11 protein-coding genes are annotated in these 13,057 nt (G+C 61.4%); 2 read left to right on the top strand and 9 right to left on the bottom strand.

Translation table 11 applies throughout. From position 1 onward, the window contains the following. Positions 1-14 precede the first annotated feature (14 nt). Together OIU37_RS14105 and OIU37_RS14100 are read right to left on the bottom strand one after the other, a co-directional pair. Positions 15-215, bottom strand: coding sequence for an EAL domain-containing protein (locus tag OIU37_RS14105; protein WP_264257778.1), 201 nt, complete (start codon positions 213-215; stop codon positions 15-17). A gap of 132 nt (positions 216-347) precedes the next feature. Then, a complete protein-coding gene (locus OIU37_RS14100) occupies positions 348-740 on the bottom strand; it encodes a helix-turn-helix domain-containing protein (RefSeq protein ID WP_025393490.1) in 393 nt (130 codons plus the stop codon). Between the two features lie 81 nt (positions 741-821). Here OIU37_RS14100 and OIU37_RS14095 point away from each other — a divergent pair, with 81 nt between their 5' ends. Next, a complete protein-coding gene (locus OIU37_RS14095; RefSeq protein WP_264258486.1) occupies positions 822-1,553 on the top strand; it encodes an SDR family NAD(P)-dependent oxidoreductase in 732 nt (243 codons plus the stop codon). Positions 1,554-2,147: 594 nt separating this feature from the next. Here OIU37_RS14095 and OIU37_RS14090 read toward each other — a convergent pair. The 5 genes from OIU37_RS14090 to thrC all read right to left on the bottom strand — a co-directional run bounded on the left by OIU37_RS14090 (position 2,148) and on the right by thrC (position 8,997). Next, the gene (locus OIU37_RS14090) at positions 2,148-2,570 is read right to left on the bottom strand and encodes a VOC family protein (RefSeq protein ID WP_264257777.1); all 423 of its coding nucleotides are present in this window, start codon (positions 2,568-2,570) and stop codon (positions 2,148-2,150) included. 147 nt (positions 2,571-2,717) lie between these two features. After that, positions 2,718-5,630 carry a sensor domain-containing phosphodiesterase gene (locus OIU37_RS14085; RefSeq protein WP_264257776.1) on the bottom strand — a complete coding sequence of 971 codons (2,913 nt, stop codon included), beginning with the start codon at positions 5,628-5,630 and terminating at the stop codon, positions 2,718-2,720. Then, the gene (locus OIU37_RS14080; RefSeq protein WP_027666709.1) at positions 5,627-6,241 is read right to left on the bottom strand and encodes a GNAT family N-acetyltransferase; all 615 of its coding nucleotides are present in this window, start codon (positions 6,239-6,241) and stop codon (positions 5,627-5,629) included. Before OIU37_RS14080 ends, OIU37_RS14085 begins: the two co-directional genes overlap by 4 nt. A 29-nt stretch (positions 6,242-6,270) precedes the next feature. Continuing rightward, positions 6,271-7,569 (bottom strand): pitrilysin family protein, encoded by a 1,299-nt coding sequence (locus tag OIU37_RS14075; RefSeq protein WP_077976511.1) that lies wholly within the window; start codon positions 7,567-7,569, stop codon positions 6,271-6,273. A 3-nt stretch (positions 7,570-7,572) separates the two neighbouring features. Beyond that, positions 7,573-8,997: a threonine synthase gene (gene thrC / locus OIU37_RS14070; protein ID WP_180693615.1), complete on the bottom strand. Its 1,425-nt coding sequence runs from the start codon at positions 8,995-8,997 to the stop codon at positions 7,573-7,575. 288 nt (positions 8,998-9,285) lie between these two features. On the opposite strand from thrC, the gene OIU37_RS14065 reads away from it, so the two are divergent. After that, the gene (locus OIU37_RS14065; protein WP_264257775.1) at positions 9,286-9,933 is read left to right on the top strand and encodes a hypothetical protein; all 648 of its coding nucleotides are present in this window, start codon (positions 9,286-9,288) and stop codon (positions 9,931-9,933) included. Positions 9,934-10,233: 300 nt separating this feature from the next. Here OIU37_RS14065 and OIU37_RS14060 read toward each other — a convergent pair whose 3' ends face one another. Then, a complete protein-coding gene (locus tag OIU37_RS14060; protein WP_180693613.1) occupies positions 10,234-10,923 on the bottom strand; it encodes an HAD family hydrolase in 690 nt (229 codons plus the stop codon). Between the two features lie 200 nt (positions 10,924-11,123). Then, on the bottom strand, positions 11,124-12,956 hold the full coding sequence (locus OIU37_RS14055; RefSeq protein WP_264257774.1) for a methyl-accepting chemotaxis protein: 1,833 nt from the start codon (positions 12,954-12,956) through the stop codon (positions 11,124-11,126). Positions 12,957-13,057: the final 101 nt, after the last annotated feature.

Here is a 13,057-nt window from a genome sequence, read left to right as displayed (position 1 = left end):
GTCGGCGGCTCCGCTCAAGCCCGTTTCGTCAGCGCAAAGCGGTCCCGCAGCAACCGCAGCACCGATTCCGAAGGGATCGGTGGGCCGAAAAGGTAGCTCTGGCCGTAGTTGCAGCCCATCTTGGCGAGTTCGATCGCATCCTCGCTGGATTCGATCCCCTCGGCCACCACCTTCATGTCAAGCTCGCGCATTGCGCGTAGGCGCGCCGCTGACACTCTATCGCAATCGGTTTCAGGTAGCTCGGAAGACCCGGAAAACTATCCTCGACGATCACGGCGGAGAGTGGTCTTGCCAACGTCAGTGGTATTTTTCAACAGTATCCGCCGGAAGCGGACATAGCGACATTTTCAGCGACGATTTTCGGTGTTGTCATAGCGTAGCGTGGCCGCCTCAACCTTGTCGCCGTTGGCCGCTGCCCATGAACACAGTGCTTCAAACGGCTCCCGCAGTGAATGGCCTAGTGGAGTAATTGCATATTCCACGCCAATCGGCTGCGTTGGGAGTACGGTTCTCGTCACAAGGCCGTTCCGCTCAAGCCTCTTCAAAGCGTCGGCCAGAGCCTTGTGCGTGATCCCATCGAGACGCCGCTTGATTTCGTTGAATCGCGAGGGTTTGGGACAGATCACTGTCAGTATCAGGATCGTCCATTTGTCAGCGATCTTGTCGAGCACCGGGCGAACCTGCGCCATGTCGCCAAACGCGCGATGAGAAAGTGCCTCCAGATCAGTATACTCGTCCATATCTAAGCTACTTCAGGTGCGTAATTGATACCAGATATATGATGTATATCATAGCGAGACCATCAATTGAAAGGGTTTACGATGGCTCGAATGAGTAACAAGATTGCCCTGGTCGTCGGCGGCGCCAAGGGAATCGGTTTGGCAATTGCAGAGCGGCTTTCTGCCGAAGGGGCGAAGGTCTTCATCACCAGTCGTAGAAGTGAAGATGCCGAGAAGGCGGCCAAGGGTATCGGCAATGACGCGGTCGGCATTGCCGCCGATGCCGGTGCCCCCGAAGATATGGTGGAGGCTGTCGAAAAAGTGCGAAAAGCATGCGGGCGTATTGACGCGCTCGTATTAAATGCTGGCCTCTCCGAGCCTGCGCAGATCGCCGAAATAACGCCAGACCACTTCGACCGCCACTTCGGCGTCAACGTCCGCGGGATGGTTTTCGGCCTGCAGGCGGCTCTCCCGGTGATGACAGGAGGTGGGGCGGTCGTCCTCGTCGGATCCATCGCCGATAACGCGGGCTACTCTTCGTACGGCACCTATGCCGCCACCAAAGCGGCCGTCCGTTCCTATGCTCGAACCTGGACGGCAGAACTCGCGCCCAAAGGTATACGCGTCAACGTTGTTGCGCCCGGTCCAACCGATACGGAAATGATGGCTGCGGTTGCCGAAGACACTCGCGCGGCACTTGTCGCTCCGATCCCGATGGGACGAATGGCGAGGCCTTCAGAAGTGGCTGCGGCCGCCTTGTTCTTGTTGAGCGATGACGCGAGCTACATCGCCGGTGCCGAACTGTGCGTCGACGGCGGCTTGCGGCAGGTCTAAGGTTCCGTCGAAACGGTGTACCCGATCTGAGCAGGTCGGGTACAGCAAAACGCGCTTGTTGACAGACCAGCCTTAAATTGAAGCCGTTCAATATCGAAAAGAGCACCGAATACGATCATATTAGCGCCTGTATTTTCGACGAACCCGTCCATTATACACGGGGAAGAAATTCACCTGTCGTGAAGCTTCCGCTTAGGGCCGCATAGCAGCCGCACCCCTCAACAACGAACAGGTGTCCGCCTCGGGCCGAAGACGGCCTTTGGTTGCTAGCGGAAAACCGACGAGACCAGCCGTTCTGCTCAGGCGCGTTTCGTCAGCGGAAACCGGTCGCGCAGCAGCCGCAGCACCGATTCCGAAGGGATCGGCGGTAGCGACTCGCGTCAGGCCTGCAACATGCCCACTGCCCTGTCCGACGCTGGCGTTCCTGTTGATGTCAGGGTCTTCGAGTGCGGGCACCGAATCCCGCGCGAAGAATCTCAAAGTGTGCCGCCCATTTCTACAGAAGGTATTCGTCTCCGAGATCATGCGTCACTAGACTTCGATGACGGCTTCGGGGCTGAAGGCGGCCGGAATCCGCCATAAGCGGCCATCAATCTACGTTTTTGTTGCAACGTGCTCATAGTCGTAGGTCGTTATTTCGATCCGGTTCTCATCTGGATCAACAAAATAAATCGACCATGAAAGGCCATGATCCACGATATCTTTATTTGAGAGGTGTGTTCCTGAACGATGCGCCAATCCGAGCTCTGGAAGCTCTTCCAAAAAGCTCAAGAATTGTTCTCCGGAAACGCGGAACGCAACTGTCGAATCTCTGGATACAGGCTTGAGCTCTCGCGCAAAAAGAGAAAGCACAGGCTTCCCGGCCGCCGTGGCCAGAATCAGCGGCCCCATTGGATCGTCTGCCCAGCTTGCAAACCTCTCATCTCGCATAAGGCCTAATATGCGTTGGTACCAAGCGGCCGCAGCATCCCGATCTCGAACTTCGACGTGAACGTGGTCTATTTCCTGAACGTCCATAGTGGGCATCTTTCTTCTGGACTTGCTCATCCAACGTAAGGATTTAGCTCAGTCAAAGGAAGGGAGGCAGTGGTCCGCAATGGGCCGACGGCGACGTTTGGTGGCATTTCCACCTAATGCCGGGAAAACCCTGGGACCAGTTGCTCCTCACGCCCGTTTCGTCAGCGGAAACCGGTCCCGCAGCAACCGCAGCACCGATTCCGAAGGGATCGGCGGGCCGAAAAGGTAGCTCTGGCCGTAGTTGCAGCCCATCTTGGCAAGCTCGATCGCATCCTCGTTGGATTCGATCCCCTCCGCCACCACCTTCATATCAAGCTCGCGCGCCATCGCGATCACCGACCGGAGCACGGTCGCCTTCTTGTCGCTGCTGTCGCGTACCAGCGCCTTGTCGAGCTTGATCGTGTCGAAGGGGAAGCGGGTGAGATAGGCGAGCGACGAATATCCGGTGCCGAAATCGTCGAGCGCCAGGCCGATGCCGGCTTCCTTCAGCTTCTGTAAGACGAGCCTGGCCTGTTCCGGATTTTCCATCACCATGGATTCCGTCAGTTCGAGCTTGAGACGCGAGGGCTGGCAATGCGTCTTGGCAAGAACCGAACGCACGTCGTCATAGAGCTCGTTGTTGAGCAACTGCACGCTCGACAGGTTGATCGAGACGAAGATCGGCAATTCGCCGGTCTGGTGCTGCCAGCTCATCAGATCGTTGGTCGCCTGTTCCAGCGCGAACATGCCGAGCGCGCCGATGATATCGGAGGCCTCGGCGATCGGGATGAATTCGGAGGGCGGGATATTGCCGCGTTTGGGATGTTCCCAGCGCATCAGCGCCTCGAAACCGGCGACCTCGACATCTTCAAGCCTTGCGATCGGCTGGTAGACCATCGACAATTCCTTGCGCTCGATGGCGCGGCGCAGATCCGTTTCGAGCTGCAGCCGGTCGGTGCCGAAGTCGCGGAAGGCCGGTTGGAACGGCTCGACGCGGTTGCCGCCGGCCCGTTTTGCCCGGTACATCGCAAGCTCCGCATCGCTGAGCAGGCCGGTGGCGCTCTCCTGCCGGTCGACCCAGGAGGCAAGCCCGACCGAGGCCGTCAGGATGATCTCGCGATTGGCGAAGTTGATCGGCACCATGATCGCCTTGCTGATCGCATCGGCAAAATCGGCGACCTTGGCCGGATTGTGCTCGGAAACCAGGATGAGGCCGAACTGGTCGCCTGCAAGCCGCGCCAGCGTGTCCTGCGGTTTCAACAGCCGGCGCAGCCGCCGCGTCAGCGCAATCAGGATGTTGTCGCCGGCGGCAACACCGAGCGAATCATTGACCAGCTTGTAGCGGTCGATGTCGATCACCATCACCGTCGGGCGCAGCGTATCGCCACCCGGCGCCAGTGCCAGCACCGACTGCAGCCGGTCGAGGAAGACCTGCCGGTTCGGCAGGCCGGTCAGATTGTCGTGCAGCGCATCGTGCAGCAGCCGCTCGACGGAATTCTTCTGCTCGGTCACGTCGACGATCGTGCCGACGCAGCGGATGATCTCGCCGTTCGAGCCGAGCACCGGCCGGGCGCGGATCAACAGCCAGTGGAAATGCCCGTCCTCGGCGCGGATGCGGAACTCGTGGTTCAGCCGCCCGCGCCGGTGTTCGAGCAAAACGTCAAGTGTGGCGCGGAAGCGGTCGCGGTCGTCGGGATGCAGCCGCGGCAGCCAGTTGCGCGCCGCGCCATGCATGGCGCCCGGCGACAGGCCGAGCTTGATCGACACGTCGGGAATGGTGACGACGCGGTCGCGCGCCACGTCCCAATCCCACACCATGTCGCCGGAGCCTGTCAGCGCCAGCGATTGCCGCTCGAGATCGGAAAACAGCCCCTGCTGGTAGGCGCCGCCTGCAAAAGCGTGCTGCATGACGGTGAAGCCGATCAACAGCACGATGAGCACGAGGCCACCGCCGAGCGCCGGCTGGATGATGTCGTTGTCGAGCCGTCCGGTGACCGTCAGCCACGCCCCGAACAGCCAGACCAGGATCAGCGCCCAGGCCGGCACCAAAAGGATAGCGCGGTCGTAGCGGTTGAAGCCGAGATAGATGATCAAAATCAGCCCCATCGTCGCCGTCAGCGCGAAGGAAAGCCTGGCGATGCCGGCGGCGATCGACGGGTCGTAGATCGCCACGCCGAAGAGCAGGGCAAGGCCGAGCACCCAGGCAAGCGTGGCGTAGCCGAGATGCGCATGCCAGCGGTTGAGGTTGAGATAGGTGAAGAGGAAGATGACGAAACTCGACGCCAGCGCCACCTCGGCGCAGGCGCGCCATATTCGCTGGTCGGCCGAGGCGACGCTGATCAGCTTGCCGAGAAAACCGAAATCGACGCAGATATAGCCGAGCACCGCCCAGGCGAGTGCCGCCGTCGCCGGCAGCATCGAGGTGCCCTTGACGACGAAAAGGATGGTCAGGAACACGGCGAGCAGGCCGGCAATGCCGAGCACGATGCCGCGATAGAGCGTGAAGGCGTTGATCGTATCCTTGTAGGCGTTTGGTTCCCAGAGATAGATCTGCGGCAGTTCCGGCGTCGACAGTTCGGCAACGAAGGTGATGACGGCGCCGGGGTTCAGCGTGATGCGGAAGACGTCGGCCTCGTCGCTCGGCTGCCGATCGAGCGCGAAGCCTTCGCTCGGCGTAATTGCGCTGATGCGCTGCGAGCCGAGATCCGGCCAAAAGAGCTTGGAATTGACCAGACGGAAATGCGGGGCGACGATGACGCGTTCGAGCTGCTCTTCGGAGACGTTGGCGAGCGCAAACACCGCCCAGTCGCCCTGATGGTTTTCCGAGCTTGCCCTGACCTCGATGCGGCGGCGGATGCCGTCGGCGCCGGCCGCCGTCGAAACCTGGAAGGCCTCGCCCTGGTTGGCGTAGATCTCGGTCGTTGCCGTCAGATCGAGCGCGGTATCGTCACGGGAAATTTTTACCGGTTCGGCCGCCTGGGCAACGCCCGCCACGAAGGCGAAGGCCGCCAGGAAAAGGGCTGCGATCACCGCGATCACTCGTCCGGACGGTGACTTGGGCAGCATGCGGTCTCTTGTCATCGGCTGTCGGTTTTCCTGCCTTTATCCGTATCGGTGGCGAGACGTGAAAACATCACATGATCGTGCCACTGACCGTTGATCTTCAAATATCCGCGCAGATAACCTTCCTGTTGAAACCCGGCTTTTTCAAGCAGACGGATGCTGCGCGCGTTATCTGGAATACAGGCTGCTTCGATACGGTGCAACTCAAGCCCGGCGAAGATGTAAGGAATAACCAATTGAAGGGCGGCGAACATATGCCCCTGGCCGGCATGGCGTTCGCCCATCCAGTAGCCGATCATGCAGCTTTGTGCCGCACCTCTTCTGATGTAGCCGATGGTGACGCCGCCGACGAGCGTCATGTCGTCTTTCAGGAAAATGAACAGCGGCACCGCCTGGCCCGAGGCATATTCCTGCTTGCCGCGGACGACGCGGGCGCGGTAGGCGCCCTCCGTCAGCTCGTCGCGTCGCCAGGTCGGCTCCCAGGGTTCCAGGAACTTGCGGCTGTCGGCGCGCAGCCGGTGCCACTGGTTGAAATCCTGGTAGCGCGGCAGGCGCAGGAGATATCTGTCGTTCTCCAGCTGCACCGCTTCCGGCTGCCGCTGCAGGAACCGAAAAACCGATTTTGGCATCGATCACTCCCGGCAGGACGGACGTCGGCTCAGCGGCTTGCCTGCAGCGTCTTCGACGCCGGGACCGAAAGCGAAGCAGTGATGTCTTCCATCGGCGCGAGCTGTTCCAGTGGACCGATCGCCGAAAGCGTCGGCACCGTGTCATAGAACAGGCGTCCGGCAAGGTCGGTCAGCCGCTCGATGGTGATGCCTTCCAGCCGCTCCATCATCTCCGGATTGGAGATCGGCCGGCCGTAGAGCATCATCTGCCTGGCGATCTGGCCGGCGCGGGCGGCCGGGCTTTCCGCACCCATCAACAGCTGGGCGCGGATCTGGGCGCGGGCGCGCTCGATCTCGTTCTGGTGGATCGCATCGGCGGATTTGTGCAGCTCGTCGATGATGACGGGCACCAGCTCCGGCAGGTTTTCGCCGCCGGTTGCGGCATGAATGCCGAAGATGCCGGTGTCGGAAAAGCCCCAGTGGAAGGCATAGACGGAATAACAGAGGCCGCGGAATTCGCGCACCTCCTGGAACAGCCTGGACGACATGCCGCCGCCGAGGATATTGGCGAGGATCTGCGAGCAATAGAAATCGCGGGCGTGGTAAGGCTTGCCCTCGAAGCCGAGCAGGATCTGCGCATCCATCAGGTCGCGCGGTTCGCGCACGCTGCCGCCGATGTAACGCGCCGCGTCCATGACGGGCGGCGCGGAAGGGGCCGTCGGCAGGCTGGCGAACCGATCCTCGACCATGCGCAGGAATTCTTCATGCTCGACGGCGCCGGTGGCGACCACGAACATGCGGTCGGTCGTGTAGTTGCGGCTGAGATAGCCACGGATCTGCTGCGGCGTGAAGGAGACGACGGTCTCCGGCGTGCCGAGGATCGCCCGGCCGAGCGTCTGGTCGCGATAGGCGACCTCGGAGAACCGGTCGAACACCACGTCGTCGGGCGTGTCGTTGGCGGCGTTGATCTCCTGCAGGATCACCTGCTTTTCGCGCTCCAGCTCCTCTTCCTCGAAGGCCGATTCCGTCAGGATGTCGGCGAGGATATCGACGGCGAGCGGCACGTAGTCCTTGAGCACGCGGGCATAATAGGAGGTCGTCTCGGTCGAGGTGGCGGCATTGACTTCGCCGCCGACATCCTCGATTTCCTCGGCAATCTGGCGGGCCGTGCGGCGCGCCGTGCCCTTGAAGGCCATGTGTTCGAGCAGGTGAGCGATGCCGTGCTCGTTGTCCGTCTCGTTACGCGATCCCGATTTGATCCAGACCCCGAGCGCAACGCTTTCAAGATGCGGCATGGTCTCTGTGACTACTGTCAGCCCGGATTTCAGCCGGGTGCACTCAACTGTCATTGGCTATCTTTCTGCGCCTGCTGTCGTCTCGCCGCGGGCGTGCTTGCCGATAAAGGTTTCAACGGCTTTCAGCTCCGGTTTGATGATCTGGAAACGCTCCTCCCTTTGCATCAGATCAGCAAGCCACGTCGGAAGCGCCGGGTCAATACCGCAGGCGGATTTTACGGCAACGGGGAATTTCGCCGGATGCGCGGTCGAAAGCGTCACCATCGGCGTATTCGGCTTTTCTTTCTTGGCAGCGACGAAGACGCCGATCGCCGAATGCGGATCCAGCAGATAGCCGGTCTCGGCATGGGTCTTGCGGATCGTCTCGGCGACTTGGCTTTCGCTGGCGCGCCCGGCGCGGAAGTCGCGGCGGATCGCCTTCAGCGCCTGCTCGCCAATCTCGAAGCCGTTGGATTGCTTGAGGCTTTCCATCGCCGCGCGCACCTTCGAGGCGTCGCGGTCATAGGCTTCGAACAGCAGCCGTTCGAAGTTCGACGAGATCTGGATGTCCATCGACGGCGAGCTCGTCGCCTTGACCGCCTTCATGTCGTAGCGGCCGGTCTTCAGCGCCCGCGCCAGGATGTCGTTCTCGTTGGTGGCGATCACCAGCCGGTCGATCGGCAGGCCCATGCGCTTGGCGCAGTAGCCGGCGAAGATATCGCCGAAATTGCCGGTCGGCACCGTGAACGAGATCTTCCGGTCCGGTCCGCCAAGCGCCACCGCCGCCGTGAAATAGTAGACGATCTGGGCCATGATGCGCGCCCAGTTGATCGAGTTGACGCCGGAAAGTCGGACCTTGTCGCGGAAGGCCACGTCGTTGAACATCGCCTTCACGAGGTTCTGGCAATCGTCGAAATTACCCTCGACGGCAAGCGCATGCACATTGGGCGAAGACGAGGTGGTCATCTGCCGCTGCTGCACCGGCGAGACCTTGCCATGCGGGAAGAGGATGAAGATGTCGGTGCGCTCGCGCCCCGCGAAGGCGTCGATCGCCGCCCCGCCGGTGTCGCCCGAGGTGGCGCCGACGATCGTCGCCCGCTCGCCGCGCTTTTCCAGCGCATAGTCCATCAGCCGGGCGAGCAGTTGCATCGCCACGTCCTTGAAGGCGAGTGTCGTGCCGTGGAAGAGCTCCATGACGAAGCTGTTCGGCCCGGTCTGGACGAGCGGCGCGATCGCAGGGTGGCGGAAGGTGCCGTAGGCCTCGTCGATCATTGCCCGGAAAGTCTCGTCGGGGATCTCGCCATTGGTGAAGGGCGACAGGATGGTGAAGGCGATCTCCTGATAGGTCTTGCCCCTGAGCGCCCGGATCTCCTTCTTGGAAAAGCTCGGCCATTTGCGCGGAACATAGAGCCCGCCGTCGCGCGCCAGCCCCGTCAAAAGGGCGTCGCAAAAGCCGAGGGAAGGGGCCTCGCCGCGGGTCGAGATATAGTCCACGTTCATCATCCTTGATCTATCGCTGGAGGAAATCCGGCCGGGCGCGGCCATGGCCCGCTCTGCCGGAAGTCTTGGCTGGAAATCGGGCCGGAAACCGAAAAGGGGCCGCTCTGCGGGCAGGGCTTTGCTCGTATGCTTTTGAAGTTGCCCGCATCCGGCGTCGAAAAGTGCATCAAAACGGCGCTTACCCAATCGATTTTTGTTTGCGCCGCTGATATAGACCATCGCAAACCGTCGTGAAAGGCCCCGCGGAAAAGACAGGGGGCCTCCAAGAAGCGCTTATACAAGGGATGGAATATGGTGCTCGGCAAGGTCTCGCGTCTCATCGTCTCCGCATCTTTTCTTGCCCTGCTCGCTGGTTGCAACTCGCTCGGCATCGGTGGCGACAGCAAGCCGGCGACACCGGCGACCCAGCCGAACGGCACCGCCCAGATCATGCCGCTGGCGCCGACCAACCCCTCCTCGAACAATCCTTCGATCGGCACCGCCACGACAGCGCAGGGCACGGTCGCCCCCGTTGTGCAGGGCGCCTGCCCGCAGATCTTCATGCGTGACCAGGATGCGATCTTCCGCACCTATGCCAAGGGCAAGAAGGACGATCCGCAGCAGATCGTCTACCAGGCCTCCTTCGGCGATTACACCCGCCAGTGCACGCTGAACGACACGAACCTGACGATGACCGTCGTCGCCCAGCTGCGCCTCATCACCGGCCCGGCCGGTACGCCAGGCCCGCTGACGCTGCCGATCCGCATCTCCGTCGTCGATGGCGAGACCGTGCTCTATTCCGAGGTCACCAAATTCCCGACCGAGATCCAGCCGGGCGCGCCGGGCACCCAGGTCATCTTCCGTAAGGACGGCATCAAGATGCCGGTCGGCTCCGGTGCCCTGGTGCGCGTCAATATCGGCTTCGACACCCAGCCGGCAAAGACCAAGAAGAGCAGCTAAGTTACTCCAGCGACTGTTTCCGAGATTCGGTTGCACCTCCCTCATTCCTGTGCTCGTCACAGGAATCCAGCCACGGCGCGTCTGCGCCGTGAATAGCTCTCATCAATGAAGCCGTTCTCTCGCGCCCAAGGACTTAGGCGCACTGGATCCCTGTGACGAGCACAGGGATGAGGGAAGGAGAGGGCGTGCTCACCCGGCAGAGCATTCAGGGTTGAATCAGGACGATTCCGTGGGCTCCATAGACTCGGAGCATAGTGAAAGTTGCATAACCCCTAGTATCGGAATCAGCACTCCGGCGCCTCAGAGAACGCCTTCCCATGCCGCCAGGGCCGCAACGACGCCCGGCAGGTCGTTCATGCGGGAGATTGCCGTTTCGGCGCCGGCATCCGTCAATTTGTCGGCATGGGCGGGATAGCTGTGCGAGGCGCCGGTAAAACCGATGACGCGCATGCCGGCGGCGCGTGCCGCATGTACGCCGTGGACGGAATCCTCGACCACGACGACCTTGTCAGGCGAAACGCCCATCTGGCTTGCGCCATGCAGGAAGATGTCGGGCTTCGGCTTGACGCGGTCGGGGCCAAGATCCTTGGCGGAAAAGATGTTCGGCGCAAACAGCGGCTTCAGCCCCACCTTGCTCAGCATCATGTCGAGCCGCTTGGTGCTCGAATTCGAGCAGATGCAGCGCTTCATTGCCAGCCTGGAGACGGCGAATTCGACGCCCGGAATGGCCTGGACGTCCTGCGCCAATCTGAGGTCGAGCAGATGCTCCGACTTGTCGAGCAGGGAGGCCGAAAACGGGATGCTTGCCTCGCGCTCGATCTGCAGCAGGATGTTGCGCCACGTCATTCCGGCGAAGCGTTCGCCCATTTCCTCGGCGCTAATCGGATATCCGGCTTCGGTCAGAAGCCCGGATTCGACCTCAGCCGCGATGATTTCCGAATCGACGAGAACGCCGTCGCAGTCGAAGATGATGAGCTCGAAGCCGTCCATATGTTCACGCCTTGCTGAAAGTCTGGGCTGGAAGTCTGGGTCTTGTCCGGGAATACTGCGGCTTTACACGATGCCCGGCCAAAGCTCAACCTGATCTCAAGCATGGCTGCGATGCGGCAAGCGACCGGCTCCGGCGTCGCTGCCGGACCGGTCGTGTCGGCTTGGCTTGGGAATGAAGCATGGCGATGAGATAGCAGCCGTCAGGCCGCCAGCTGCCCGCCCCGGCGTCCGGCTGCAGATGGCGTCGAAGCTGTCGCCCGCAGCTTGAACCGGGAAACGAGTTCGCGCAGCTTGGCAGCTTCCTCGGCAAGCTGACCGGATGCCGCGGTGGATTGCTCCACCATCGCCGCGTTCTGCTGGGTCACCTGGTCCATGGAATTGACGGCGGTGTTGACTTCGGCAAGGCCGGTCGACTGCTCTCTTGCCGATACGGCGATGGCATCCATGTGCTGATTGATGCGGGCAATCTGTTCGCTGATCGCCTTCAGAACCTGGCTGGTGTCGAGAACCAGTTTGACGCCGCTTTCCACTTCCACCGAGGATTTCTGGATGTGGCCTTTGATTTCCTTTGCCGCCTGAGCCGATCTCTGGGCCAGCTCGCGCACTTCCTGGGCGACCACCGCAAAACCCTTGCCCGCGTCGCCGGCGCGCGCGGCTTCGACTCCGGCGTTCAGCGCCAGCAGATTGGTCTGGAAGGCGATCTCGTCGATCACGCCGATAATGCTGGAGATCTGCTGGGAGGAGGCCTCGATGCGGCGCATGGCTTCTTCGGCATGCGACACGACCTCGGACGACTTGGCGGCGTTGCGGTTTGCATCGGTCGCTTCCGTGCGCGCCTCGTCGGTCCGCTTGCTCGAGTTCGAGACATTGGCGGTGATCTGATCGAGCGCTGCGGCGGTTTCTTCGAGCGAGGCCGCCTGCTGTTCGGTTCGTTTCGACAGGTCGCCGGCCCCGGATGCGATTTCCCTTGTGCCTTCGTCGATGGCGGCAATAGCGGCCGTGATCGCGCTGAGCGTCTGATCGAGCTGCCGGATCGACATGTTGAAATCATGCCGGAGGTTCTCGAAATCCGGGGCGAAGGGCTCGTCGATCTGGAAGGCGAGATCGCCGGATGCAAGCCTCTTCAGGCCTGCGGCGAGGCCGGATGTCGCCGCCCGCAGCCGTTCAGCGGCATCTTCGTCAGCCTGCTTTCGCGCCGTGACCCGCTCGGTTTCACTCTGCAATCGAGCCGCCTCGGCATCTTTTTCGAGTTGCTTGTTGGCAATCGCCGCCTGGCGGAAGACTTCGACGGCCGACGCCATCGTCCCGATTTCATCGGTGCGGCCGATCCCGGTGCAGGCAATCGCCGTGTCGCCGCCGGCAAGCCTTTGCATATCGCCGGAAAGCGAAAGGATCGGCTTGGTGACGGTCTTGCGGGTGAGGAAATAGAGACCAAAGGCGAAGAGCGCGGCCGAAGCCAAAAGGGCTTCCAGGACAATATCGACCGACGCATTTATATCAGAGCTGCGATTGGAAATTTCCTCGGATGCAGCGGTGATCTGATCGCCGGCCTGTTCCATCGCCGCTTCCAGCGTCGAGAACTGCGCCATGAACTCAGGCAATGCCTTCATAGCTGCCGTAGGGTCCTTACCGGCAAGTTCGACGATGTGAGTGGCGCTTGCGATATAGGCAAGCAGGGGACGTTCGACGCCGGCAAGGATCGTTTTCGTCTTGTCGTCGACGGCAAGAGCCTTGTTGGCGTCAAGCATTTCGCGGAACGACGCCTCATGCTCCGCCAGATCGGCCTTCACCGCGGCAGGGTCTATGCCTGCTGCCGGATTGGACGCCAGCAATGATGCGAGCGCATCCGAGCGCAGCGCGTCATGCATCATGTCAGCCTGCATGTGGTTGCGCAGGATTTGGGCCGACCGGGCAACCTCGGCGTTGTTTTCGGAGAGGATCGACGCGGACCAGATGCCGACGCCCGTGGCGCCACCCGCCAAGGCGAAAATCGCGATGCTCGCAATGATGATCTTATGCTGGATCGATGCCATGACAGGGCTCTCTCGTTAATTCAGAAGGTGAGAGTAGCCGAATATGCTTAATTATTTTCTTAGCACCATGCCGCTTAGCGGCGCAAAAACAACAGGTTGCA

The organism is Rhizobium sp. BT-226 (genome assembly GCF_025847085.2).
In the GTDB taxonomy this organism is placed as follows: domain Bacteria; phylum Pseudomonadota; class Alphaproteobacteria; order Rhizobiales; family Rhizobiaceae; genus Rhizobium; species Rhizobium sophorae.
This window is presented reverse-complemented; position numbering and strand designations above follow the sequence as displayed.